Raw genomic sequence first — 25,263 nt, forward strand, 5'->3', positions numbered from 1 at the left:
CACCGGAGAAGAGGATCACCGGCCGCTCGAACTCCCCCGCCACCTCACGGAAGATGTGCACCGCCTCGGACTCCAGCGCGTCCAAGTGGCTGAGTACGTACGGGCTTTCGGTCACGTGTGGCAGCGAAGGCACGCTGATCGTCACGTCAGACCCCTTTCGACGAGCAGCGCGTACAGCGCGGCTGCGGACTCCTGCTCGGTCTGCCGTTGCGACTCGATGCGCAGATCCGGCGACTCGGGCTCCTCGTACGGGTCGTCGACCCCGGTCAGACCGGCGATCTCCCCCGCGGCCTGCTTGGCGTACAGACCCTTCACATCGCGTTCGGAGCAGATCTCCACCGGAGTGGCGACATGCACCTCCAGGTATACGGTGCCCTCGCGCCGGTGCCGTTCGCGCACCGCGTCCCGGCTGTCCGCGTAGGGCGCGATCACCGGCACGAGGACCTTCACGCCGTTGCGGGCGAGGAGTTCGGCGACGAACCCGATCCGCTGCACGTTGGTGTGCCGGTCCTCGCGGCTGAAGCCGAGGCCCGCCGAGAGGAACTCGCGGATCTCGTCGCCGTCGAGCACCTCCACGCGGTGGTCCTCACCCCGCAGACGCTCGGCCAGCGCGTGGGCGATCGTGGTCTTCCCGGCGCTCGGCAGCCCCGTCAGCCACACCGTCCCGCCGCCGTCGGTATCGGGCATGCGGCTACCAGCCGATCGACTGGTAGAAGGCCGCGTACCGCCGGAACACGTCGCGTCCGACGGGCGGCCACGACAGACCGGCCTCGGCTGCCAGCCGCTCGGCCCGCTCCCTGCCCACCGCCGCGGGGTCCTGCCGGAAGAGTCCCGCGAGGCTCTCCTTCACCCGCAGTCCCCCGTCACCGTCGGCGTCCTCGGGGGGCGGCAGCAGCGCGAGGACCCGTACGAGGTCGCTGTTGTCGGGCGACGCGGCGGACTGCCGCCGCACCTCTTCCCAGAACACCGGGTACGTCACTTCGGTGAGGCGGAACACCTCCTGGAACACGGCCATCAGCGCGTCGAAGCCCACGGCCTGGGGCTGCACCTCGTGCAGCCACCCGCGCTCGCACCGGCAGGCGGCGGCGACCACCAGCGCGCTGACGTGATCCACCGGCGTGTAGTCGGTGACGATGGGGCTGGAGAACCACATCCCCGTCCGCAGGCAGGCCTTGACGAGCAGGTCGTGCAGTCCCGAGCGGCTGGGGACACCGGTGACGGAGTGCGGGGTGACTTCGCCGAAGCGGTGAACGGTGACGGGCAGGCCCCGCTCTGCGGCCTCGGCGAGCAGCCGTTCGGCGACCCACTTCGACTGGCTGTAGCCGTCGGCGGGCACCGCGTCGGCGGGCACGGGGCCCTCGGGTATGAACCCTGCGCCGTCCTCCCCGGTGGGAAACGCTCCCAGGGTCGAGACGAAGTGCAGCTGCTTGGCGCGGTGGGTGGTGGCGAAGCGGAGGATCTCCACGGTGCCGTGGACGTTGGCGCCGCGGTGGGCGTGGTAGCCGCGGGCGAGGTTGACCATCGCGCCGTTGTGGACGACCGTGTCGACGCGCTCGGCCAGGGTGGTGAACTCCGCCTCGTCGAGGCCGAGTCGGGGCAGACGCAGGTCTCCCGGCACCCCCTCGATCCGGTCCGCGTGGGTCTCGTCCCAGAGGCGGTACTCGCGCAGGTTCGCGACGACCCGCTGCCGGGCGTTCGCCGCGTCGTCCGCCCGTACCAGGCAGTGCACGACCGCATCCGTGCCGACCAGCAGGTCGTGCAGCAGCTGACCGCCGACGAAGCCGGTGGCGCCGGTCAGCAGCACGTCGCGCGGGGACGCGGGCGCGGTGACGACGGACGGCGGGACGATGTCCTCGGGCAACACCGCGTCGGCGTCGAGGAGTTCCCCGAGCTCGCGGGCCGCGGCCTCGTCGGCGGCGCCGTCCGGGGCCTGCTGGTGGGCGTCGTGTCCGGTCAGGAGGGCGACCTGCTGGGCCACGGTCGGGCGCTCATACACGTCCCGTACCGACACGCGGATGCCGAACCGCTCACTCAGGGCCACGGCGAGGCGCTGGGCACCGAGCGAGTCACCGCCCAGCTCGAAGAAGTCGGCGCCCGGGTCGACCTGTCCGACGGGCAGGAAGCCCAGCCAGGTGGCGCGGACCACGACCTCGACGGATTCCGGGGCGTGCTCCGCCCCCGCCGTGCCGCCGGTGACGGTCGGCTCCGGCAGGTCGGCCTGGTCCGTGGCGGGGCCGGACTGGGCGAGCTGTTTGAGTGCCTTGCGGTCGGCCTTGCCGTTGGGGGTGAGCGGCATGGCGTCCAGGACGACGAAGCGGCGCGGTGTCAGCGCGGGCGGCAGGCTCGCGGCCGCGTGCTCCCTGAGCCGGGCGGTGCCGAGTTCGGCGGAGCGCACGGTCACGAAGGCGACGAGCGCCCGGCTGTCGCCCTCCTCGTGCACGATCACCTTGGCCTCGCGCACCTGCGGGTGGCTCAGCAGCCCCGCCTCGACCTCCGACAGCTCGATGCGCACGCCGCCGATCTTGACCTGGTGGTCGAGGCGCCCGACGAACTGCAGGAGCCCGTCCGGCCGCCGGTAGCCGAGGTCACCCGTGCGGTACAGCCGGTCGCCGGGGATCTCCGGGAAGGGGTTGGGCACGAAGACGGCCGCGGTCTTGCGGGGGTCCTTCACGTAGCCGAGACCGAGGCACTCGCCGCCGATCCAGATCTCGCCGGTCTCCCCGTTCTCCACGAGCTCCGCGCGGTCGTTCACGATCACCGCGTAGGTGTTGTCGATGGGGCGGCCGATCGGCATGGGGTCGCGGTCGGCGTCGCTCACCGTGTGGAAGACGCTGCCGATCGACGCCTCGGTCGGGCCGTAGGTGTTGATGATGTCCACGTCCGGGAGATAGGACCGGAAGGTGCGGACGGCGTCCGCGGTCATCTCCTCGCCGCCGATGAGCAGTCGGCGCAGGGAGGCGAGGCGGTGGATCAGGCCGGGCTCCGTGGTGAGCAGTTCCACCAGCGTGTTGAAGATCGAGGGCACGAAGTCGGTGGTGGTGACGGCGTGCCGGTGGATGACGTCCACGGTCGCCTCGAGGTCGAGGATGCCCGAGCGCTCGGGTATCACGACCTGGCTTCCCGTGGTGAGGGGCCACAGCAACTGCCAGAGCGACGAGTCGAATTGGTGCCTGCTGTTCTGCAGCACGACCTCGTCCACGCGGCTGCTGAGCCGGCGGCTCATGTAGGCGAAGCGGTTGAGCAGGCCCCGATGCACGTTGAGCGTGCACTTGGGCAGCCCGGTGGAGCCCGAGGTGTAGAAGCCGTAGACGATGTCGTTCAGGGTGGCCGGGGGCACGGGCGGCGGCGCCGCGTCACGCGCCGCTTCCGTGGGCCGCACCGGCAGCACAGGGACGGCCGGCGGGAGTTGGCGGCTGCCCTCCGAAGTCAGCACCACCTTGGCGTCGAGCGTCTCGATCATCCGGACGAGGCGGTCCGCGGGGCCCGAGTCGTCGACCGGGACGAACGGTGCCGCGAGCTTCATCGCCGCGATCATCGCGAGGGGCAGCTCCGCTCCCCCGTCGACGACGAGCGGAACGAAGTCGCCGCGTCCCACGCCGCGTTCGGCGAGCTGCCGGGCGAGGGCGTTGGCCCGCTCGTCGAGGTCCCGGTAGGAGAGCGTCAGCGAACCGTGGGTGACGGCGGGCGCCTGCGGCGTCGCGGCCGCCCTGGCCTCGAAGAGCTGCAGGACGGTGCGGTCTCCCGGATCGTCGGCGGATGGCTCCGCAACGTCACTCCGTGACCCGACTCGATACCGCTCGGACATACCGGACGCCCCCTTGACGGGCCGCTTCGTGGGCGGCCTACTGTGCCCCGACTGTTCGGACTTGTTCGGACTGAACCGGAAGTTCCGAACCGGGAAAACGAATCGTGATTCCCCTAATATTCCGGAACAAGGTAAGGCCGCCGCCAGGAGTCGCGATACCGCTACGTGATTACCACGTCCGTAAGCATCGTAATTACAGATGTGGCTCCGTCGGCGACCTGTCCGTCGCAGGTGGAGTGAGCGTTGACGCGGCGAGAACGGGGATACTAATGTCACGGCTCGGTCCGTCATGGAATTCGGTATCCACTATGTCGACGCACGGCCCCGGGGGTAATACGCAGATGGATTTGAAACAACTCAAGGGCCTGCGCGTGGGCCTGTTCACCTCGGGCGGGCTTTCCAGCACCGCCGTCGCCGCGTGGCTTGCGGAAAACGATGTCGACGTGACCTGCTACGTCGCCGACATCGGCCAGCAGGCGCCGCTGCCCGCAGGGGAACTCGCCGCGCGCCTCTCCCAGTACGGCCTGAAGTCCAAGGTCGTCGACCTCCGTGCCGAGATGGCCGGCACCGCACTCGACCTCGTGACGTACCAGGCGACCTACGAGGGCGGTTACTGGAACACCACCGGCGCCTCGCGCGCGGTCCTGGTCGGCGGGCTCGGCCCGGTCCTGCGCGCCGACGGGTGCGACGTCCTGGCCCACGGCTGCGTGGGCGGCGGCAACGACCAGTCCAGGTTCGCCCGCTACGCGGCACGCTTCACGCCCGACCTCACGGTGTTCACGCCGTGGACCAGGGCCTGGATGCTGGAGCGGTTCCCGACCCGCGCGGACATGAGCGCGTACCTGTCCGGCCTGGGTTACGCCAAGGAGCTCACGGACTGGGTGGCGTACTCGGTCGACGGCGGACTCGCCGGCTTCTCGCACGAGAGCGACGCGCTGGAGTCCCTGACCACCGCGCCCGCGTCGGTGGAGCCGCTGATGACGGTGTGGCCGCAGGACGCGGCCGCCGAGCCCGAGACGTTCACCGTCCGCTTCGAGGGCGGACGTCCCGTCGCGGTGGACGGCACCGCGGTCACCCCGCTCGAAGCGATGGAGCGGGCCAACGCCCTCGGCGGCCGGCACGGGATATCGCTGCGCACCGTGGTCGAGAACCGGGTGAACGGGACCAAGTGCCGTGGCGTGTACGAGGCGCCGGGGCTCGACGTCCTCGGCCCCTGCCTCGACGCGCTGTACCAGGCGTGCCTGGACAAGCCCTCGGCGGCGCTGCTGCGCCAGCTGTCCGCCACGCTCGGCACCGCCGTGTACGAGGGGCGCTTCCACGACGCGTCCGGACGGGCGGCGGCGGGCGGCGTCGACCTTCTCGCGGCCGGTGTGAGCGGCACCGTGGAGGCGACGCTGTACCGGGGGAACGTCCAGGTCCAGCGGCTGCTCGACCTCGCGGACGCGCCCGGGACGGCGCGCCAGACGCGCTTCACGCACGGCGGCCACCACTGGATCACGCAGGCGGGCTAGCAGCTCACTTGCCGGACCGTCCGAAAAGCCGGGGGCGGGGAGTCGAACTCCCCGCCCCCGGCTTTCTTCGGCTGTCCCTACCGGGGCCGGGCCGTCACTGCGACCAGGCCGTCGGCGTACGGTCCCAGCGGTGCCTGCGCAGTTCGGCGTACAGCTCTGCCGACAGCGGCTCCGCACCGCTCACCCCGAGGTTCGCCGCGACGTGGCGGACGCTGCGCATGCCCGGGATCACGGTGCTCACCGCGGGGTGCTGCAGGATGAACCGCAGCGCCAGCTCGGGCATGGTCATGTCCGCGGGCACGACCTTCTTGAGCGCGTCCGCGTGGTCGACGCTCGCGTGCAGGTTCTCCGGCACGAAGTACGAGCTGCGCCAGTCGTCCTCGGGCCAGGTCGTGTCGTGCGTGAGGGTGCCGGTCAGGGTGCCCTCGTCGAAGGGGACGCGCGCGATGACGGCGATGTCCCGCTCCTGGCAGGCGGCGAACAGCTCGTCCTCCGGCGCCTGGTCGAAGATGTTGTAGATCACCTGGACCGAGTCGACGAGCCCGGTGTCGAGCGTCTTGAGGACGTTGGTCGGCTCCCAGCGGTTGACGCTGATGCCCACGCCCTTGACGACTCCCTCGTCCTTCAGCCGGCGGATGGGGTCCTGCCAGCTCCGGTCGTCGGCCCAGCTGTCCTCCCACACATGGAACTGCAGCAGGTCGATCGATTCCGTGCCGAGCCCCTCGAGGCTCTTGCGGGTGTATTCGAGGATGTGGTCCTCGGGAAATACATCGGCGAGCCTGGAGTCCCGGGTCGAGGGCCACTTGCGGTCCTTCGGCGGGATCTTCGTGGCGATGTAGAGCTGTTCTTCCGGGTGCTGCTCAAGGAGCTTTCCGAGCAATTCCTCACTGTGGCCGCGCCCGTAAATCCACGCGGTGTCGAAGAAGTTGCAGCCGCCCCGAATGCTCTCCTCCAGGGCCTCCTGGCCCGTGGCGTCGTCGGCGCCGGACCAGCCGCCCTCACCTCCGGCTATTCCCCACATTCCATAGCCGACTTCGCTGACCTGCCACCCGAGCCTGCCGAAGCGTCGGTACTCCACGATCGAACCTCGTTTCCGCTTGTCACTGATTCACTGCCGCATTGCTGTCAGTCCGCCTGGCGCACGATGGCGGACAGGGCCCGCACCATCGACTCCCCGATCCTCGGCGCGAGCGTCCCGGACGCCTGTGCGGGATCCACCCGGATGCTCAACTCGTAGGTCTTCCGCTGCGGGAGCCGGTTCACCTCGACGAGCACCGGGAAGTTCGTGCGGTCGGCGAAGCTCCACCGGTCGGTGCTGATGCGGCGCAGCGAGTCGACCTTGTCGAAGACGTGGAAGTCCGTGTAATTGAACATCGCCTCGAAGGGTGCGTGCCCCAGGTCCTTCTGGATCCGGGCCAACGGGTAACCGCGGTGGGCGAGATGCTCGCGCTCCGCGTCGAACGCCGCCTGGACCAGCTCCGTCCAGCTGCCGTGCTCCAGCCGTACGCGCACCGGCAGCACGTTGAGGAACACACCGAGCACCAGGTCCGCCCCCTCCGACTCGGGACGGCCGTTGCCGCACAGCCCGGTCACCACGTCCTCGGTCCCGCAGAGCTCACCCATCGCCCACAGGTGCGCGGCCAGGAAGACGCTCTTGGCCGGGACCCCCATGGCGGCCGAGAACTCCTGCACCCGCGCGGCCAGCTCGTCGGGCAACTCCTGGACCAGTTCGGCGGCTTCGGGCCCCTCCGCAGGGGAGGCCGCCGGAAGGGCCAGCGGCCGCATGCCCTTCAGGAGCTCGCCCCAGTACGTACGGGACGCGTCGTTCCGGGTGGCGCGCTGCTCGGCCGCCACGAAGTCGCGGTAGCGGACTTGGGGCATCGCTTCGAGTCCCGGGCCGTCGTACCCGAGCCGCCGCTCGTACTCGACCAGCACTTCGGTGGCGAGGCGGGCGAAGCTCCAGCCGTCGAGGAGGATGTGGTGCACCGACAGGGAGAGGTGGAAGGAGTCCTGGGAGAGGACGCCCACGTGGATGCGGAGCAGCGGGGCCTTCGTCTCGTCGAAGGCGGTCGCGGACTCCCGCTCCCACCAGTCGTCCAGGGCCTTCTGCTGCTCCTCGTCGCTGAGTCCGCTCAGGTCCTGGGTCTCCAGGGGGACCGTGGCCGTGCCGTGGACCAGCTGGAGGGGCTCGCGGAACTCGGCGAGCTCGAAGGAGGTGCGGAGCATCTCGTGCCGGTCGACGAGCGCCGCCACGGCGTCCCGCAGAGCCCCCTCGTCCCACGGGCCGCTCACGCGCACCCGGGTCAGGTCGTGGTAGAGCGCCGGGTCGTCGCTGAGTTCGCAGTGGTACAGGATGCCCAACTGGAGCGAGGAGAGCGGGTACGCGGCCACCACGCCCGCGGGCACGAGCCCCGGATCGAGGTCGGCGAGCGTCGTCGTGAGCGCGGCACCCGTGGTGGGCTGCTCCGCCGCGGGTCCGTCGCCGATCCCCGCCGCCTCGCGGGCGAGTTCACCGAGCGTGGGGTGCAGGAACACCTCTTCCACGCTGATGTCGAGGCCCGCCGCGCGCGCCTCCGCCACCAGCCGGATCGCCGTGATCGAGTCCCCGCCGAGGGAGAAGAAGTTGTCGTCCGCCGTGATGGAGTCGCGCCCCAGCACCTGCGACCACACCCCGCGCAGCCGCTCGATCCCCGCTCCCGCCGGCATCCCCCGCACACCTGTCTCCGTCATGTCCTCGCCCCTCCCCTTGCGTCGCACAGGACCGCATCCGGCCGTGCGACTGCCTCTGAAATCACCGCTGTCCAGCGGTCGAGCAGGTCCTCCACCGTGCCGCGCGCGAAGAGGTCGGTGCTGTACTCGACGGTGGCCACCATCTCCCCGGCCACTTCCTCGATCTCCAGCGTCAGATCGAACTTCGCGCTGCCGTTGTGCAGCGGCACCGGCGTCGCCCGCAGCCCCGCGAGGCGGGCCTCCGGGCGTCGCGGCCCCTGGTAGGCGAGGGCCGCCTGGACGAGCGGCGGCACGGACAGCACCCGTTCCGTGACGAGTTCCTGCACCAGCCGGTCGAAGGGGACGTACTCGTGCTCGATGGCGTCGAGCACCTGCCCGTGCGCGAGGCGCAGCGCGTCGCGGAAGGACCGGGTGCCCCGGAAGTCGAGCCGCAGGACCACCGTGTTCACGAAGAACCCGAGGACGTCCTCGAAGTCCGGCCCCGGCCGCCCCGCCGCCGGCGAGCCGATCAACAGGTCGTCCTGCCCGCAGAGTTCGCGCAGCGCGGCGCCGAGCGCGGTCAGGACCACGCAGTACGGGGTGGTTCCCTCCTCGCGCGCGAGCCGGGTGACCGCGGCGAGGAGACCGTCCGGGGTGTTCCGCGAGAGGCGGTGGCCCCGGTAACTCATGGCCTTGGGCCGTGGGTGGTCGGCCGGAAGGTCCAGCACCGTGGGCGCTCCGCTCAGCCGTTCCACCACGTGTTCGACGAGGGCGTCCGCCGAGGCGGAGCCGTCCAGGTCCTGCCGCGTACGGATGAAGTCGCGGTACCCGGTGGAGGGTTCACGCCACGGCGACGTCTCACCGGCCAGCCGCGCCGCGTAGGCCGCCGCCAGGTCCCGGTCGAGGACGTCGCTGCTCACGCCGTCCGAGACGATGTGGTGGGTGACCACGACGAGCAGGTGGTCGTCGGGTGCCACCCGGATGAGCGCGGTGCGCAGCAGGGGGGCGCTCGCCAGGTCGATCGGCTGCCGCGCGAGTTGCTCGGCCCGTACGAGCGGGGCGGCCGCGCCGTGTTCGCCCGCGCTCAGGTCGATGACCGGCAAGGGCACCGTCACGTCCCGCGCGATCTCGGCGCTCAGGCGGCCGTCCCGGAAGTGGAAGGAGGTCCGCAGGCGCTCGTGGCGCTCGACGACGTCCCCCAGGGCGAGCCGGAGCGCGGCGACGTCGAGGGGGCCGCACAGCCGCAGCGCGCTCGGCACGTTGTACGCGGTGCCTGCCGCCTGCCTGAACTGCCCGAGGATCCACAGGCGTTGCTCGCCGGGCGAGACCGCGTCCGCGGGGGCGGTCTCCCGCGCCGGGGGCGGTACGGGGGCGCCGCCGCGGACCAGGACGGCGAGGTCCTTGACCGTGCCGGCCGCCAGGAACTCGCGTGCGCTCACGCGCGTCCCGTACTCCTGCGCGATCCGGCCGATGACCCGGGCCATGTGCAGGGAGTCGCCGCCGAGCCCGATGAACTCGTCGCTCCGCCCCACGCGGGGCACGCCGAGCACCTCGCTCCACAGCGCCGCGAGGCGTTCCTCGTCCGGCCCCGCAGGGCGGACGTAGGGACTGTGGCGCTCATCCGGCGCGGGCGCGGGCAGGGCCTTGCGGTCCAGCTTGCCCTGGGCGGTGACGGGCAGGGCGGGCAGGGCGACGTACGCCGAAGGGATCGCGTAGTCGGGCAGGGACCGGGCGGCGAGTGCGCGCAGCCGCCGCGGATCGGCGTCCCCGACGATGTAGGCGACGAGTTGGGTGTGCCCCGGCTCCGCGGTCATGGCCACTACGGCGCACTCCCGTACCAGGGGGTCCTGGGCCAGTGCCGCTTCCGCCTCGGCCGGCTCGACGCGGTGGCCGCGGATCTTCACCTGGTGGTCGTCGCGGCCCAGGAACTCGATCGCGCCGTCCGCGTCCCGGCGCGCCAGGTCGCCGGTGCGGTACAGGCGGCCGCCGGGGTTCTCGGCGAAGGGGTCGGGCACGAAGCGCCGGGCGGTGAGGTCGGGCCTGCCCTGATAGCCGCGCGCCACCGCGCGGCCGCCGATGTACAGCTCACCGGTCTCACCGGCAGGGCAGGGCGCCATCGCGTGGTCGAGGACGTACGCCTCGACGCCGTCGAGTGCGGTGCCGATGGGCAGCGTGCTGCCGCCGGGGAGCGGGGCGTGGTCCGGATATACCGCGGCGGTGGCCGTGATCGTGGTCTCGGTGAGCCCGTAGGCGTTGATCACCGGTACGGCGCTGTGCCCGCGCCAGGCGGCCAGGGTGCGGGTGTGCGTGGTGTCGCTGCCGACGACGAGGAGTCGCAGGCTCTCCGGCAGGGGGCGCGGCGTCCGGTCGAGATCGGCGCACCACTGCGCCCAGTACGGCGTCGGGAGGTTGGCGACCGTCACCCGGTGCGTACGGAGGAAGTCCTCCATCGCGGCGGGCGGCAGCGCGGTGTCGTCCAGGACGACGAGGGTGCCGCCCGCGGCCAGGGTCGGGTAGACCTCCTCGCCGAGTACGTCGAATCCGGGATTCGTGAACTGGAGCACGCGGTCCGTGCGGGACAACCCGAAGAGCGTGCGGACGGCCCGCGCGTGGTTCGCGAGCGAGCGGTGCTCGACGGCCACGGGCTTGGGGAGGCCGGTGGAACCGGAGGTGTGGATGAGATAGGCGAGGCATCGAGGGTCGTCGCGTACGGCGCCGTCCGCATCAGCGCCCGCGCTGTCCCGCGGCGCGACGCCCACGTCGAGCACGGGCAGGTCCCCGGCGACGGCCGTGGCGTCGGCGTGCGGCACGCGCTTGCCGTCGGTGAGCAGCAGCCGTGCCCCGGCGGACCGGAGCAGATACCGCGTGCGGTCCGCGGGGAGCCCGGGATCGAGCGGCAGGTAGGCGGCGCCCGCCTTGGCGGCGGCGAGCAGCGCCGTGATCAGTTCTGGGCCGCGCGGCATCCGGACGGCGACCACCGGCTCCCCGGCGGGGCCCTGGTCCACCGCGTCGGCGGACCGCGCGCGCAGGTGCACGGCCAACGCGTCGGCGCGCTCGTCCAGTTGCCGGTAACTCACCGAGACGGCGCCGTGGACCACGGCCACGGCGTCCGGCGCGGCGGTGGCCTGGGCCTCGAAGAGCTGGTGGACCAGCGGTTCCGCGTACGTCACTGGGTGTGCTCGCTCCATCGTCCGTCCGGCCGCCGCGTTCCGTCGGCCGCGCAACTCCCGACCAGGTCGCGTACGCGGCCGAAGACCTGCCGCGCGTGCTCCGCGTGCAGGTAGAAGTGATCGCCGGGGAAGGAGAGTTGCTGGAACTCCCCGGTGGTGTAGTCCTGCCAGCCCCGGACGTCCGCGGCCGTGGCGGAGGCGTCGTCGACGCCCGACATGACGGTGACGGGGACGCCGATCCGCGTCCGGGCGCGCGGCCGGTAGCTCTCGCCGATCGCCAGGTCCGCGCGCATCACCGGCAGGATCAGGGGCAGCAGCTCCGGGTCGGCGAGCACTTCCTCCTTGCTGCCGCCCAGCGCGCGCATCGCGGCGACCAGCGTCTCGTCGGGCACGTCGGAGCGCATCGCGGTGGTGCGGGACGGCACGGAGGGGGCCGGGGCCCCGGACACGATGAGGTGAGCGGGCCGGATGCCGTACGTCAGCTCCAGCTCCACCGCCACCTCGAACGCCACCAGGGCGCCCATGCTGTGGCCGAAGAGAACCAGCGGAAGGTCAGTGAACGCCTGGAGCCGGGCGGCTATCTCGTGCGCCAAGGGCTCGCACCGGGTGTGTGCCGGTTCCGTGAACCGTCCGGCGCGGCCCGGGTACTGCACGGCGCGCAGCTCCAGGTCCGGGCCCGCCCACGCCGACCACTGCCGGTAGGCACTGGCCGCTCCCCCGGCGTGCGGGAACGCGATCAGGCGGGCCCGGGCCTGCGGTACCCGCTCGCCCGAGAGCCACCGGTCCACCGTGGTGTCCGTGGTCATCGGGGCAGCGCCGGTGAGGGCGCGGAGGTGGCGGCCGCCATGTCCTGGCGCAGGCTCAGCGGCCGCAGGTCGGTCCAGACCTCGGCGATGTGCTCGAGGCACCGCGCCTCCGGCCCGCTGACCCCCATGTCGCGCCAGCCCGCGGGGACTTCGCGGCCCAGCGGCCAGATGGAGAACTGCTCCTCGTCGTTGGCGACCACGCGGTACTGGAGCTCGCTCTCCTGTTCCGCGGCCTCGGGCTGTTCGGTTGCGGCCATGGGCGTCTCCTCGGTTCTCGGTCGTGTGCTGGTTCGGTGGTGCTCGGTCATGGCGTGCCGGTCGGGGCGGTCAGCAGCTCCAGGTCGTTCCCGCCGGACAGCCGCAGCCGTCCCGCCTCGCGGAACAGTCCGGCGGGCGCGCCCATGCGGACGGTCTCGGTACGGGCCAGCCGGTAGTGGCGCTGCACCGGCAGCTCCGCGGTCAGGCCGCGCACCCCGCACACGTGCACGGCGCTCGCCGTGACCTCGGCCGCCGTCTCCGCGGCCAGCGCCAGTGCGTCCAGCGCGGCGCGGGCGGCGGGCCGGTCCTCGTCCGCGAGCTCTCCCGCCCTGAGCACCGCGAGGCGCACCGTCTCCACGCGGGTCGCCGCGCGCGCCAGTGCGAAGGAGACGCCCTGGAAGTCGTGGAGCACGGAGCCGAACTGCTCGCGGCGCAGCGTGTACGCGCGGGCCGCGGCGTGCGCGCCCTCGGCCAGGCCGAGCAGGTAGGCGGCCTGCCGGATGCGGGCGCGGGCCGTCAGCTCCGTCCACTGCGCCGCGGAGGGCCGGCCCAGCGCGTGGCCGTGCGGGACGAACACGTCGCCGGGCGCGCCCTGGCCGTCCGTGGGGAGCAGGGCCGCGACCACGCCGTCCGCGGTGTCCAGGAAGAGCAGCCGGTGTGTGGTGTCCGGCTCGTGCGCGCCCTCGGCGGTCTTGAGACAGACGGTCCAGCCCCCGTCGGCCGGATGTGCCGCGAGCGGCTCACCGGCTCCGAACGAGTCGGCGGACACGGTGAGTTCACCCGAACTCAAGCCGTTCAGGACGGCCTGGTGCGCGTCGTCGGCGGCGCAGAGCCCCGCCACGTCGGCGGTGAGTGCCGTGGCGCGGTACGGGCCGCCCAGGGCGGCGCGTCCCAGTTCCTCGCAGACCACCAGGGAGCCCGGCAGCCCCAGGCCGAGGCCACCCGCGTCCGCGGGCACCTCGAAGCCGGGGGCGCCGATCTCGGCGAGCGCGGGCCAGCTCGGGCAGGACGCGCCGTCCAGCGCCGGGGCGCCGTGAACGGCGTCCGCCCCGAGTTTACGCGCCGCGATCGAGGCGAAGCGGGTGCGGATCGCCTGGCGCAGGTGACGGGTCAGGGTGTCCTCGACCGCTTCCGTGGCGGCCCCCGTACCGCCGCCCTCACCCGCGGCGACGATCTGGAGCATCATCTCGGAGGTGCCGGCCGAGAAGGCCAGACCGGGCGCCTCCCGGTACGCGGCCTCCAGGGTCGAGGCCGCGGCGGCCGGCAGGGAGGACGGCGGGAGCGTGTTCGCCCACACGGCCACCGCACGGGCCAGTTCACTGGTGACGTACTTGGCCACGGCCGCGCTGGTGGTGTCGGCCTCGTCCAGCCCTTGGTCGAGCTGCGCGAGCACCCACCAGGTGTGCAGCCGCGCGGCCTCGACCTCCGCGCCGAAGCGGCCGCCGCGCTCCAGTTCCGCGCCGTCGAGGCCACCGGCGACCGCGGCCGCGTACCACGACTCGGCCTTGAGCGAGTAGTCGAGACCGGTGCGTTCCACGGCGAGCGCCTGGGTGAGCAGCTGCCACCCCTGGCCGACCTCGCCGACGACATCGGTGGCCGGCACCCGTACCTCGTCGAGCACGACCCGGTGGAACTGCTCGTCGGCGATCCCGGCGATGGTCTCCCTGCGCACGCCGGGAGCGTCCATGGCCACCATGAAGAGGGTGATGCCCTGGTAGCGCCCCTCGGAGGCGCCGGTCCGCGCGGCGCACAGGGCGACGTCGGTGATGTCGCTCTTGAGGTTGTACGCCTTCACGCCGCTGATGACGAAGTGGTCGCCGTCGCGTACCGCCGTGGTGCGCAGCCCGGCCAGGTCGGACCCGGCCTCCGGCTCCGTGTACAGCACGCTCGCGAAGCTCCGGCCCTCGCCGACGGCGGGCAGGTAACGCGCCTTGAGCTGTTCGGATCCGGCGTGCAGCAGGAACATCCCGACGATCTGCACGGTGTTGACGTGCAGCGTGTCCGGCACGCCCGCGCGGGCCAGTTCCTCGGCGACGATGGAGGCCTCGGTCAGCGTGGCGCCCCGGCCTCCGTACTCCTCGGGCCAGTTGGCGGCCAGCAGGCGGCGCCGGCCGAGTGCCCGGTACAGCGGGCGGACGTCCGGTTCCCGGCCGGTGTCGGCCAGGAGCCGGTCCAGCTCAGCCCGGATGTCCCCGGCGCCGAGCTCCTCGCGTGCGCGGCCGCGGAACGCTTCCTGGTCCGGGGTGAAGCCGAAGTGCATGTCGCTGGTCTCTTCTCGCTCGTACGGTCCGTGCCACCGGGTCAGCTCTGCCTGTCCCCGGCGTCCTCGTCCATGAGTCGGGTCGCGTCCTCGTCGGACATCCCCTCGATCAGGGCGAGCAGGTCGTCGCTGCCGTCGGCCCGGGCGCGCAGCCGGTCGACGGTCTGCGCGAGGTGGGCCACGGTGGGCGAGCGGAAGAACTCCGCGAGGCCGACCCGTACCTGGAAGCGCTCGGAGAGCAGCGACATCAGCGACGCGGCCTGGAGGCTGTTGCCGCCGATCGCGAAGAAGTCGTCGTGCACGCCGACCCGCTCCTGCCGCAGGGCCTTGGCGAAGATCTCCTCGGCGAGGACGCGCTCGGTCTCCGTGCGGGGAAGGGCGCCGCCGGTCTCCCGTGCGGCGAGGTGGTCCGGATCCGGGTCCGGCAGGGCCCGCTGGTCGACCTTGCCGCTGACCGTGAGCGGCAGGGCGTCCAGCGTGACGAAGAAGGACGGCACCATGTAGCCGGGCAGCCGGGCGGCCGCGTGGGTCCGCAGCTCCGCCGCTTCGACGGTCGCGCCCGAGGAGGCGGTGTAGGCCACCAGGTGCCGCTCGCCGTGCGGGTCCGCCCAGGGCACGACGGCCACCTGGCTGACGCCGGGGCAGGTCGCCAACGCGGCTTCGACATCGCCGAGTTCGATGCGCAGGCCGCGGATCTTCACCTGCTGGTCCTTGCGCCCGACGAAGACGAGGCTGCCGTCACGGCGCCTGCGCACCAGGTCACCGGTGTGGTAGAGGCGGCCGTCCGCGGTGCTGTCGAACGGGTCGGCGATCACCTTCTCGCGGGTGAGCTCGGGGGCCCCGAGATATCCGCGCGTCAACCCTTCGCCGCCCACCAGCAGTTCACCGATCACGCCGTAGGGCACCGGCTCCAGGTGCTCGTCCAGGACGTGCGCGACGTGGTTGGCGATGGGCAGGCCGATCGGCGGGGAGGCGTCCCAGTGCCCGGGGCACTCGTGGACGACCATGGTGACCGTGCACTCCGTCGGCCCGTAGCCGTTGAAGAAGCGGTGGCCGTCCCGGTTCCAGCGGTTCACCAGCTCGCCGGGGAAGGCCTCGCCACCGACGAAGACGATGCGCAGGTCGGGCAGGCGGTCGGGGTCGAGGAGGGCCAGGACCGCGGGCGGCAGATCGACGAGGGAGATGCGCTCCTTCTCCAGCAGCTCCTGCAGCAGGCCCACGTCCAGCCGCACGTCGTCCGGCACCAGGTGCAACTGCGCGCCGGTGAGCAGCGCGTTGAACACCTCGCCGACGGAGACGTCGAAGTTCGCCGACGCGTAGCCCAGTACGCGGTCGTCGGGGGTGATCTCGAAGAGGTACCGCATCGCCTCGACGAATCCGGTCACCGAGTGGTGCTCGATGAGCACGCCCTTGGGGCGGCCGGTCGTGCCGGAGGTGTACAGGACGTACGCGACGTCCGAAGGGGAGACCTCGTACGCCGGGTCGTCGCCGTCCTGAGCGGCCAGCTCGTCCGCGAGGTGCTCCAGGACGAGCACGTCGTGGCCGCCGGGCAGGCTCCCGGCGCACTCCTCGTGGGCCAGCACGGCGACGGGCGCCGCGTCGTCGAGGATGGAGGCCATCCGGGCCGCCGGGTAGCCGGGGTCCACCGGCACGTACGCGGCACCGGACTTGAGCACCGCGAGGACACCCGCGATCAGGTCGGGCGTACGGCGCAGACACAGCGCCACCCGCGCACCGGGCGCCGCGCCGCGTGCCCGCACCACCCGGGCCAGCCGGTTCGCCCGCTCGTTGAGCTCGGCGTAGGTGAGCTGTTCCGTGCCGACGGCCAGGGCCACGGCGTGCGGGGTGGCCCGCACCCGCTCCTCGAACAGCGCCGGGACCGAGAGGTCGGGTACGGCGAGGGCGGGGCCGCGCCACTTCGTCACCATCTCCTTGCGGGCCGCCGACGAGAGCAGCGGGGTCCTGGAGACGGTCAGGCCGGGGTCGGCGAGGACCGCGGTGAGGGCGCGCTCGTAGTGGGAGAGCAGCCCCTCGACGGTCTCGGCGTCGAGGAGGTCGGTGTTGAACTCGGCCTCCACGGTGCTGCCTTCAGGCCGCTCGGTGACGTTCCAGCTCAGGTCGAAGCGGGAGGTGCCTGCGTCGAGGTACTCCTGGCGGACGTCGAGGCCCGGCAGTGCGAGGCCCTTGTCGACGGTGTTGTGGAAGGCGAACACGACCTGGAACAGCGGGGAGCGCGACGGGTCGCGGCGGGGCCGCGCCACCTCCACGATCTTCTCGAAGGGCAGCTCGCCGTGCGCGAAGTCCTCGCGCACCAGGGCGCCGACGCGTTCGACGAGTTCGCGGAAGCTCGGGGCGCCGGACAGGTCGGCGCGCAGCGGGAGCATGTTGACGAAGAAGCCGATCAGCCGCTCGACCTCGACCTGGTCGCGGTTGGCCGTGGGCGTGCCGATGACGACGTCGTCCTGGCCGCTGTAGCGGTGCATGAGCAGCAGGAAGGCCGAGAGGTGGACCACGTAGGGGGTGACGCCGCAGGAGCGGGCGAGCCGTGCCACGGGGCCCACGAGGTCCGGGGCGAGGACCCGGCGCAGGTAGGTGCCGTCGTAGGTCGTCTCCGGGGGCCGGGCCCGGTCGGTGGGAAGTTCCAGGGTGGGGGCGCCGGTGAGCCGCTCGCGCCAGTACCCGGTCAGCTCTTCGTAGGTGTCGCCGGTGAGGCGGCGCCGCTGCCAGTCCGCGTAGTCGCCGTACTGGACGGCGAGCGGGGCCAGGTCTTCGGCGGCGTAGGCGGCCGAGAGTTCGTCCGCGAAGACACCGGCCGACCAGCCGTCGAAGACGACGTGGTGGACCACGAAGACGAAGAGGTGGTCGTCCTCGCCGAGGAGCGCCAGCTCCGCACGCCACAGGGGCGCTTCGGTGAGGTCGAAGGGGGTGCGTGCCAGCTCCGTGGCGAAGCTCCGGGCGGCCTCGGCGCCCTCCGGGGCGGCGGAGAGGTCCCGCACGGTGAGCGGGGCCCCGGCCCGGGGGTCGTCCACGGGCAGCACGCGCTGCACCAGGCCCGCGTGCGTGTCGACCAGCGACGTGCGCAGGCTCTCGTGGCGGTCGACCACGGTCCGCAGCGCCCGGCGGAGGCCGGGGACGTCGAGGGCTCCCCTGATGCGGAAGCTGCTGGCGACGTTGTACGTGGCCATGCCGGGTGCGAGCCGGTCGATGAACCAGAGGGTCTCCTGCGCATGGGACAGGGGCGCGGGCTCCTGTGTGTCCCTGGCAGTCAGTTCCTGGCTTCGCCGGCCCTCGGCTCCCGAGCGGAGCTGCGCGAGGAACTCTGCCCGGCGACTCTCGGGCAGTTTGGCCAGTCTCTTGACCAGCTCGCTCATGGCAGATCTCCATTCGGCCGGACTTCGGGTACCGATTCGGAACGATAAAGAGAGGCTCCGGGGACTGTCCTCACCATCGGTGCTTGTTCCGGGTAAGCGTGACGCTTACCCCACTGTGGCTCAGCGATGAACGACCGCGTAAAGCCATTCGCTATTCCGCGATCCGGCCTCTGGATTAGTCTGCTTGCTGGCCGCGGCTGACCCATGAGCAGCGGCGGCCCACGGTGACCGTGCCGTCAAGAAGAGGAGCCGGACATGAACGACTCGCTGCGCGGCGGAGGTTCGGGGGCGCAGGTCATCGCCTTGTGGAGTGCGCCCCGCTCCCGCTCGACCGCGTTTCTGCGCATGATGATGGGGCGGGACGACGTCCTCGCCCTGCACGAGCCCTTTTCCCGTCTCGCGGACTTCGGTTCCGCGGAGGTCGGAGACCGGGTGGTGCACTCCGAGGCCGAACTCATCGCCGCCATCGGGGATATGGGTGCGAAATCGAGACTGTTCTTCAAGGACACCACCGATTTCCACTACCCGGGCGTGCTCGGGGATCAGGAATTCCTGCGCGAGGTGTGCCACACCTTCATCATCCGGGACCCTGCCGAGGTCATCGCGTCGCACTACGCGCTCAATCCCGAACTGCGCCGCGAGGAGGTCGGGTTCGCCCGGCTCAAGGAGATCTACGTGGCCGTGGCGGAGGCTCAGGGAGCCGAGCCCGTCGTGGTCGACTCCGACGACCTGATCGACCGGCCGGAGGCGACCGTGCGGGCGTACTGCGAGCGGGTCGGCCTTCCGTTCGACCCCACCACGCTCTCCTGGTCCCCCGGCATGCCCGCCGAGTGGAAGCTGACGGCGCGCTGGCACCAGGACGCCAGCGCCACCGACGGCTTCGTGAAGAGCACCAAGAAGTACGCGGACACGGTCGAGAGCAATCCGCTGCTCGCCGACTACCACCGGGAAGAACTCCCCTTCTACACCTACCTGTACGAGCGGCGCCTGCGGCCCCAGGAAGCGCCCGCGCAGCCGTAGCGGCACGCGAAGGGGAGCGGGAGAGCCGGGGCGAACGAAAGTGGATCAGTGACGCGAGACGGTAGTACGCCTTCCGTGGACGAGCGCATCAAGGCGCTGTCCCCGGCCCAGCGCGAGCTGTATCTGCGCATGCTCCGGGAGCGTGAGCAGGCCCGGCCGTCCGGCGCGGCCACCGCGCCGGACGGGGTCGCCCCTTCGTCGGGCGGCGTGATCGTCCTGCGGGAGGGCGCGGCGGGGCGCACCGATCCGATCGTGCTCACCCATCCCATCGGCGGCGGGGTCTTCTGCTACGGGATGCTCGCCCGGCTCCTCGAAGGACCGCGTCCGGTCTGGGCGATCGCCGCCGACGAGACCCTCTCCGGCGAACACCCGCCGACCGTCCCGGAGTTGGCCCAGCACTATCTCGGCCTGCTCGGCGAGCGCGGGGTGGCGCACCCCGCGCTCCTGGGCGGCTGGTCCTTCGGTGGCCTGGTCGCGCACGAGATGGCGCGCCGCCACGCCGCCGCGACCGGGTGGACCGTCCCGGTCGCGCTCATCGACAGCGCGCCGTGGCCGGCCGGGACCGGCCCGTGGTCCCGGCCGGAGACGCTGCGGGCGTTCATCGAGGACCTGCTCGGTTCGAGCGGCGCCGAGACCGACGGCGTGCCGCTGCCGGACGCCGTCTGGCACGCACCCGTGCCCGAGGCGCTGGAGCGCGCGGCCCGCGGCCTGGAGGATCAGGGGCTCGGCCTCGGCCTCGCCATCGCGGAACTCCGGAGCCGCTACACGGTGTTCGCCCATGCCACCAGAGCCATGCAGCGGCACGCGCCGGGCGCCCATCACGGGCCGGTGACGCTGTTCCACGCCGATGCCTCGGACGTCCGTCCGGAGACCTGGCAGCCCCTGTGCACGGGGGTCCCGCTGCGGCGGCATCCCCTCCCCGGCGACCACTTCAGTCTGCTGACCGGGAAGACCGTGCACGACATCGCCCGCATTCTGCTTCACACCGTCAACGAAACTCAGGAGTACCGGTGACCGGGACCGAAGACGACTACCTCCACGAAGCGGAAATCTACGACGTTCTCTGGGCCGATCTGAACAGCTTCGATCTGCCCTTCCTGCTGACCGAGGCCAAGGAATTCGGCGGACCGCTGCTCGAAATCGGCTGTGGCACGGGCCGGGTATTGCTGCCCTGCATGGAACACGTCGACCGCGCGGTGGGCGTGGACCGCTCCCCGTCGATGCTGGCCCGGGGCCGGGTCAATCTGTCGGAGTCCGGCGTGCCCGAGGAACGGGTCGGTCTGGTCGAAGGCGACCTGCGCGATTTCGACCTGGGTGAGCGGTTCAACCTCGTTCTCGCGGGCGGTCAGACCATGTTCCACCTGGAAACCGACGAGGACTGGCTGGCGGCGCTGGCCACCATTCGCCGGCATATGCTCCCGGGCGCCCGTTTCGTCGCGGGAGTCCCGGTCTTCCAGGAAGCGGACTTCACCAATTACCACAATCGTCAGCTTTTCGTCGACGAGATCCGTCATCCGCGTACGGGCCGCCGGATCGCCCTGTGGGACTACAGCACCTTCGACTTCGAGAAGCAGAGCATCACGCGCCGACGCGTGAGCGAAATCCTCGACGAGCAGGGCCTGGTCCTGGAACGCCGCCACGACATCCGCAAGAACATCTACCGGTTCCCGCCGGAAATCCGCGCGTTGCTGGAGCAGGCCGGGTTCCGTATCGAGCACGAGTACGGGGACTACGAGCGCAGTCCTTACGCGCCGGAATCCGAGGACTTCGTCTGGGTCGCCACCGCTTCCGAGTGACCGACCCAACCGTCAGAAAAAGGGGAACAGCCGTGTTGAACGCGTCCGAGAATCCGGCCGGGCACAGCGCCACGGGCGTGTGCGGGGTGCTGGCGGAGGTGGTGGGCCGGTGGCCGGAGCGCACAGCGGTCTCCGACGGCACGCAGTCGTTGTCGTACGCGGAGTTGGACCGCCGGTCGGAGGCGCTCGCCCGGCGCCTGCGGGCGGCGGGCGTGGGACGCGGCTCCCTGGTGGCGGTGTGTACGGACCGGGGTGTGGGCCTGATCGTCGCGCTCGTGGCGGCGCTGCGGACGGGCGCGGGCTACGTGCCCCTGGACCCGGGGTATCCCGGTGAGCGGCTGCGGATGACGGTGACGGACGCCGGGTGCGTGGCGGTGGCGGCCCCGGGGCGGCTCGCGGAGACGTTCGCCGGGGTCGGCGGCGCGTTCGTCGACCTCGACGACACGGGCGCTGCCGACGACGGCACGGGGGACGCCGACGGTGGGTGGACGGGGGTATCGGCGCTGGACACCGCGTACGTCATCTACACCTCCGGCTCCACGGGCCGCCCCAAGGGAGTGGCGGTCAGCCACGACAACCTGCTGCGGCTCTTCTCCACGTCGAAGGAGCTCTTCGGCTTCGACGAGAGCGACGTATGGACGATGTTCCACTCGGCCGCGTTCGACTTCTCGGTGTGGGAGATCTACGGCGCGCTGCTGCACGGCGGCCGCGTCCACGTCGTGCCCTATGCCACCACCCGCGACCCGGACGCCATGTGGCGCCTGATCGGCGAGCAGCGGGTCACCATGCTCTCGCAGACACCCACCGCATTCGCGCACCTGGCGCGCGCGGCGGCCCGCGCCGGATACGGGCCCACGGGCCTGCGGCACATCGTCTTCGGCGGCGAGGCCCTCCAGCCCGCCCAACTCGCCGACTGGGCCGCCCACTACGGCACCGAGGCCCCCTTCCTGGTCAACATGTACGGCATCACCGAGACCACCGTGCACGTCACCCACCATCGCCTCACCCCGGCCGACCTCAGCGATCCCCGGCCGCACGGCACCCCCATCGGCACTCCTCTGCCGGACCTGACCGTCCACCTCCTGGACGAACAGCTCCGCCCCGTCGCCGACGACGCGATCGCCGAGATGTACGTCTCGGGGCCCGGCGTCACCAAGGGCTACCTCAACCGCCCCGACCTGACCGCCAACCGCTTCCTGCCCGACCCCCACGTGCCCGGCGGGCGCCTCTACCGCACCGGCGACCTGGCCCACCGCACCCCCGACGGCCGGCTCCACCACCACGGCCGCAGCGACCACCAGATCAAGCTCCGCGGCTTCCGCATCGAACCCGGCGAGATCGAGCGGACCCTCCTCGCGCACCCGGGCGTGCACGCCGCCGCGGTCACACTCGACCGCAGCGACCCGACGCACCCGCAGCTCGCCGCCCACACGGTCCTGGCCTCGGGCGTCCCGGCCACCTCGGTCACCCTCAAAACCCTCCACGACCACCTCGCGCAGCACCTGCCGCCGCACATGGTCCCCGCCACCATCACCCCTCTCGCCGCCCTCCCCACCACCCCCAACGGCAAGCTCGACCCCACTCAACTCCCGCCACCGGTAAGAACATGGGACGATGCCGAGCCGGCCGACGAGCCGCGCGACGACATCGAGGAGGGCATCGCGGACACCTTCGCCCAGGTGCTGTCCCGGCGTCGCGTCGGCATCCACGACGACTTCTTCGACATCGGTGGGGACTCGCTGCTCGCCATCCGCCTGATGGCAAGGGTGCGGCGTGACTTCGGTGTGCGACTGCAAGTCCGCGTGCTCCTCGAAGGACCCACTGTCGCGCAGCTCGCGCAGGCCGTGACCGCGGAGCTGATGGCGGCGATGGACCCCGATCACCTGGACGCCCTCCTGGCCGCGCAGGAAACAGAGCCGGACGGTTCGGCCGCGCAGGCACCCACTCACGAAAGGACGACATGAACAGTTCCGCAGACGGGCCGACGAAACGACGAAAGGCCCGCAGGGGGGAACTGCGAGAACTGGTCGGTCAGCGCGAGTTCAGGCTGCTCTACATAGGCCAGACGAGCTCGATCATCGGCGACGCGATCGTGCCGGTCGCCCTCGCCTTCGCCGTCCTCGAGCTGACCGACTCCGCCACGGCCCTCGGCCTGGTGCTCGCCGCGCGGGTGGTCCCCACCGTGCTGCTGCTCCTGCTCGGGGGGGTCATCGCCGACCGCATGTCCCGTCGGCGCCTGATGCTCCTGTGCGACGCGGCCTGCTTCCTGTCCCAGCTGGCGCAGGGCGTCATGTTGCTCACGGGCACCGCCTCGCTGCCGTCGATGGTCGCGCTGCAGTTCATCGCGGGTACCGCGGGAGCCTTCTTCCACCCGGCCGCCACGGGCCTGCTCCCCGAGGTCGTCAAGCCCGCGCAACTGCAAAGAGCGAACGGGCTGATGGGGCTCAGCGAGAACACGGCGTACACCGTCGGCCCGGCCATCGCCGGTGTCCTGGTCGTGCTGTTCTCCCCCGGTGCCGCTCTGATCTTCGACGCGGCGACCTTCGCCGTCAGTGCGGCCGCGCTGTACCTCATCCGTCTCGCGCCCGCGTCCGCCACGGACGAGGACGAGACGGAGAAGGCCTCGTCGATCATCAACGACCTCAAGCTGGGCTGGGGCGAGTTCAAGTCCCGGACGTGGCTGTGGACCATGGTGGCGTGGGCCGCCTCGTTCCATCTCCTCGTGCTCCCCGCCTGGCAGGTGTTCGGCCCCGCCCTGGCCCGTGACGACCTCGGTGGCGCGTCCGCCTGGGCGATCATCAGCGCGTGCACCGGGCTCGGTTCGGTCCTGGGCGGCGTGATCGCGCTCCGCATGCGGCCGCGCTTCATCATGCGCGCGTCCTTCATGCCGCTCGGCCTCTACGGTCTGCAGCTCCTGGCCATCGCGCTGCTCGCGCCGGTGCCCGTGATCGCCGTCGCCGCGGTCATCAGCAACATCGGCCTCTCGATGTTCAACGTCTTCTCGCTGACCGCGATGCAGCAGAACGTCCCCATCGGCTCGATGAGCAGGGTCAGTTCGTACGAGTGGCTGGGCAGCATCGGGCTGCTTCCCGTGGGGCAGGCCCTCGTCGGGCCCGCCGGCGGTCTGACATCCACGACGACCGTTCTCATTGTGGGAGCGATGTGGATGTTCCTTACGCCCGCACTGTTGTTCGTGGTCCGAGATGCCCGCAATCTGGAAGCGGTCCACGAGGATCAGGAATCAGACAGCAAGCCCGTCGAGTTCCGGCCACAGACCGAGGCCAGTTCTCCGTCCTGACGTGGTGGCTTGATCACAACGGCCTCGAAACTTCGAGGAATTCCGCTTGAGCGGCCGCAAAAGCACACGGTGCAGGGAAACTCAAGCCTTGACCTGTACAGCGAGAGTCGGCAGGGTCTACACCAACCAAACCGCCTCAGTCACGAGCTGAGGCGGATGCGGGACGGGGAAGACCAACCGGGGGGAAATCAAGCCGTACGCCGTCGCGTCCAGAGGCAGTTGTTCGCCCGGACGCCGTACGAGCATGCGTGCGTGATTTCGGCATCAATACCGTACGCCTTCTCATGTCCCCAGATACGGGAAGCGAAACGGGGACCATGCCGATCGACGTACTCATCTGCGATCAACTGCCCATTGTGCGCAACGGAATCAGTGCGATACTGGCGCCCGAAGAAGACATTCGCGTCATCGATTCCACTGATTCCGGGATCCACGCGATGATGATTGCCAGGACACGCCGTCCGCACGTCATCATCACCAGCCTCGCGCTGGACGGCCTTTCCGGCCTGGAAATGATCAAAAGACTCCGCAAGGAGGACATCTCCCCTGCTCCGCGCATCGTCGCCTTCACCATGGACGACAGCGACGACGTCATCTCCGCCCTGCTGCACGCGGGCGTGACCGGACTTCTGGTCAAAGAGGTCGACCACGCGGAAATGGTCTCTGCGGTACACGCCGCGGCGCGGGGACAGATGATGCTGGCGCCTCGGGTCGCCGAGCGTCTCGTCAGCTGGTTCCGCCGACAGGACAGCCGCCCGGAAGGAAGTCTGCAACCCGTGGCGGCCGCCCTGACTCCGCGGGAGCGGCAGGTGCTCTCGCTCATCGCGCGCGGCAGGTCGACGGAACAGGTCGCGGTGGACCTCGCCATCGGCATCGCCACGGTGCGCACGCACGTGTACCGGCTGCGGAACAAGCTCGAACTCAGGGACCGGGCCCAATTGGTCTCGTTCGCCTACCGCTCAGGGGTGATGCAGATGGCGACAGCCGACGGCTGATCCCTCAGCCGTTCGACGGAGTCTCATGTCCCGCTGCCGTACTAGCCGTTCTCCCCGACTCGACGCGACACGAGAGACTCGCTACTCGACGACGAGTACGGCTTTCTCCTCGGCGAAGTGGCAGGCCGATTCGTGGGCGGCGGGGGTGTCCTGGCCCTTGAACCGCTCCGGGATGGCGAGCAGCGGGACCTCCTTGGCGCATTTGTCCTCGGCTTTCCAGCAGCGGGTGCGGAAGCGGCAGCCGGAGGGCGGGTTGGCGGGGGA

Annotated in this window: 16 protein-coding genes and 2 pseudogenes; 7 read left to right on the forward strand and 11 right to left on the reverse strand. The window is 71.3% G+C overall.

All coding sequences use genetic code 11. The annotated features are described in order from the left end of the window. The 3 genes and pseudogenes from ACZ69I_RS38665 to ACZ69I_RS38675 all read right to left on the reverse strand — a co-directional run. A pseudogene (locus ACZ69I_RS38665) lies at positions 1 to 139 on the reverse strand (sulfate adenylyltransferase subunit CysD); the annotation flags it as partial. A gap of 2 nt (positions 140 to 141) precedes the next feature. Further along, positions 142 to 687, reverse strand: coding sequence for an adenylyl-sulfate kinase (cysC, locus tag ACZ69I_RS38670; RefSeq protein ID WP_470837193.1), 546 nt, complete (start codon positions 685 to 687; stop codon positions 142 to 144). Positions 688 to 691: 4 nt separating this feature from the next. Continuing rightward, positions 692 to 3,805, reverse strand: a complete 3,114-nt coding sequence (locus ACZ69I_RS38675) for a non-ribosomal peptide synthetase (RefSeq protein ID WP_470837194.1) — start codon at positions 3,803 to 3,805, stop codon at positions 692 to 694. Positions 3,806 to 4,146: 341 nt separating this feature from the next. Here ACZ69I_RS38675 and ACZ69I_RS38680 point away from each other — a divergent pair, with 341 nt between their 5' ends. Further along, positions 4,147 to 5,316, forward strand: coding sequence for an argininosuccinate synthase domain-containing protein (locus tag ACZ69I_RS38680; RefSeq protein ID WP_470837195.1), 1,170 nt, complete (start codon positions 4,147 to 4,149; stop codon positions 5,314 to 5,316). Positions 5,317 to 5,410: 94 nt separating this feature from the next. On the opposite strand, the gene ACZ69I_RS38685 is transcribed toward ACZ69I_RS38680, so the two are convergent. Genes ACZ69I_RS38685 through ACZ69I_RS38715 form a run of 7 tightly spaced genes read right to left on the reverse strand, consistent with a single transcriptional unit; the run spans position 5,411 to position 17,890 of the window. Then, positions 5,411 to 6,394: an aldo/keto reductase gene (locus ACZ69I_RS38685; protein WP_470837197.1), complete on the reverse strand. Its 984-nt coding sequence runs from the start codon at positions 6,392 to 6,394 to the stop codon at positions 5,411 to 5,413. Between the two features lie 47 nt (positions 6,395 to 6,441). Then, a complete protein-coding gene (locus tag ACZ69I_RS38690; RefSeq protein WP_470837199.1) occupies positions 6,442 to 8,046 on the reverse strand; it encodes a condensation domain-containing protein in 1,605 nt (534 codons plus the stop codon). Next, on the reverse strand, positions 8,043 to 11,195 hold the full coding sequence (locus ACZ69I_RS38695; protein WP_470837201.1) for an amino acid adenylation domain-containing protein: 3,153 nt from the start codon (positions 11,193 to 11,195) through the stop codon (positions 8,043 to 8,045). The genes ACZ69I_RS38690 and ACZ69I_RS38695 overlap by 4 nt, the downstream gene beginning before the upstream one ends. After that, the gene (locus ACZ69I_RS38700) at positions 11,192 to 12,001 is read right to left on the reverse strand and encodes a thioesterase II family protein (protein ID WP_470837203.1); all 810 of its coding nucleotides are present in this window, start codon (positions 11,999 to 12,001) and stop codon (positions 11,192 to 11,194) included. Before ACZ69I_RS38700 ends, ACZ69I_RS38695 begins: the two co-directional genes overlap by 4 nt. After that, positions 11,998 to 12,258 (reverse strand): MbtH family protein, encoded by a 261-nt coding sequence (locus ACZ69I_RS38705; protein WP_467682908.1) that lies wholly within the window; start codon positions 12,256 to 12,258, stop codon positions 11,998 to 12,000. The genes ACZ69I_RS38700 and ACZ69I_RS38705 overlap by 4 nt, the downstream gene beginning before the upstream one ends. A gap of 47 nt (positions 12,259 to 12,305) precedes the next feature. Continuing rightward, positions 12,306 to 14,519, reverse strand: coding sequence for an acyl-CoA dehydrogenase family protein (locus tag ACZ69I_RS38710; RefSeq protein ID WP_470837204.1), 2,214 nt, complete (start codon positions 14,517 to 14,519; stop codon positions 12,306 to 12,308). A gap of 41 nt (positions 14,520 to 14,560) precedes the next feature. Continuing rightward, on the reverse strand, positions 14,561 to 17,890 hold the full coding sequence (locus ACZ69I_RS38715) for a non-ribosomal peptide synthetase (protein ID WP_470837206.1): 3,330 nt from the start codon (positions 17,888 to 17,890) through the stop codon (positions 14,561 to 14,563). Between the two features lie 255 nt (positions 17,891 to 18,145). Between ACZ69I_RS38715 and ACZ69I_RS38720 the strand changes: the two genes are divergently transcribed. The 6 genes from ACZ69I_RS38720 to ACZ69I_RS38745 all read left to right on the forward strand — a co-directional run bounded on the left by ACZ69I_RS38720 (position 18,146) and on the right by ACZ69I_RS38745 (position 24,999). Beyond that, positions 18,146 to 18,910 (forward strand): sulfotransferase-like domain-containing protein, encoded by a 765-nt coding sequence (locus ACZ69I_RS38720; RefSeq protein WP_470837208.1) that lies wholly within the window; start codon positions 18,146 to 18,148, stop codon positions 18,908 to 18,910. Positions 18,911 to 18,985: 75 nt separating this feature from the next. Further along, a complete protein-coding gene (locus ACZ69I_RS38725; RefSeq protein ID WP_470837210.1) occupies positions 18,986 to 19,924 on the forward strand; it encodes a thioesterase domain-containing protein in 939 nt (312 codons plus the stop codon). Next, the gene (locus ACZ69I_RS38730) at positions 19,921 to 20,706 is read left to right on the forward strand and encodes a class I SAM-dependent methyltransferase (RefSeq protein WP_470837212.1); all 786 of its coding nucleotides are present in this window, start codon (positions 19,921 to 19,923) and stop codon (positions 20,704 to 20,706) included. The genes ACZ69I_RS38725 and ACZ69I_RS38730 overlap by 4 nt, the downstream gene beginning before the upstream one ends. Positions 20,707 to 20,738: 32 nt before the next feature. Then, positions 20,739 to 22,670 carry an amino acid adenylation domain-containing protein gene (locus ACZ69I_RS38735; protein ID WP_470837214.1) on the forward strand — a complete coding sequence of 644 codons (1,932 nt, stop codon included), beginning with the start codon at positions 20,739 to 20,741 and terminating at the stop codon, positions 22,668 to 22,670. Further along, a complete protein-coding gene (locus tag ACZ69I_RS38740) occupies positions 22,667 to 24,004 on the forward strand; it encodes an MFS transporter (protein ID WP_467682901.1) in 1,338 nt (445 codons plus the stop codon). Before ACZ69I_RS38735 ends, ACZ69I_RS38740 begins: the two co-directional genes overlap by 4 nt. Positions 24,005 to 24,321: 317 nt before the next feature. Then, a complete protein-coding gene (locus tag ACZ69I_RS38745; RefSeq protein ID WP_361717479.1) occupies positions 24,322 to 24,999 on the forward strand; it encodes a response regulator transcription factor in 678 nt (225 codons plus the stop codon). Positions 25,000 to 25,080: 81 nt separating this feature from the next. Here ACZ69I_RS38745 and ACZ69I_RS38750 read toward each other — a convergent pair. After that, positions 25,081 to 25,263 (reverse strand): annotated as a pseudogene (locus ACZ69I_RS38750) (peptide ABC transporter ATP-binding protein); the annotation flags it as partial.

It is taken from the genome of Streptomyces sp. NPDC036815, from assembly GCF_055609205.1.

Bases quoted from the DNA above. Each gene is read 5' to 3' on its own strand.
- cysC (WP_470837193.1), bottom strand. From the start codon at position 687: ATGCCCGATACCGACGGCGGCGGGACGGTGTGGCTGACGGGGCTGCCG.
- ACZ69I_RS38675 (WP_470837194.1), bottom strand. From the start codon at position 3,805: ATGTCCGAGCGGTATCGAGTCGGGTCACGGAGTGACGTTGCGGAGCCA.
- ACZ69I_RS38680 (WP_470837195.1), top strand. From the start codon at position 4,147: ATGGATTTGAAACAACTCAAGGGCCTGCGCGTGGGCCTGTTCACCTCG.
- ACZ69I_RS38690 (WP_470837199.1), bottom strand. From the start codon at position 8,046: ATGACGGAGACAGGTGTGCGGGGGATGCCGGCGGGAGCGGGGATCGAG.
- ACZ69I_RS38700 (WP_470837203.1), bottom strand. From the start codon at position 12,001: ATGACCACGGACACCACGGTGGACCGGTGGCTCTCGGGCGAGCGGGTA.
- ACZ69I_RS38705 (WP_467682908.1), bottom strand. From the start codon at position 12,258: ATGGCCGCAACCGAACAGCCCGAGGCCGCGGAACAGGAGAGCGAGCTC.
- ACZ69I_RS38710 (WP_470837204.1), bottom strand. From the start codon at position 14,519: ATGCACTTCGGCTTCACCCCGGACCAGGAAGCGTTCCGCGGCCGCGCA.
- ACZ69I_RS38715 (WP_470837206.1), bottom strand. From the start codon at position 17,890: ATGAGCGAGCTGGTCAAGAGACTGGCCAAACTGCCCGAGAGTCGCCGG.
- ACZ69I_RS38720 (WP_470837208.1), top strand. From the start codon at position 18,146: ATGAACGACTCGCTGCGCGGCGGAGGTTCGGGGGCGCAGGTCATCGCC.
- ACZ69I_RS38740 (WP_467682901.1), top strand. From the start codon at position 22,667: ATGAACAGTTCCGCAGACGGGCCGACGAAACGACGAAAGGCCCGCAGG.
- ACZ69I_RS38745 (WP_361717479.1), top strand. From the start codon at position 24,322: ATGCCGATCGACGTACTCATCTGCGATCAACTGCCCATTGTGCGCAAC.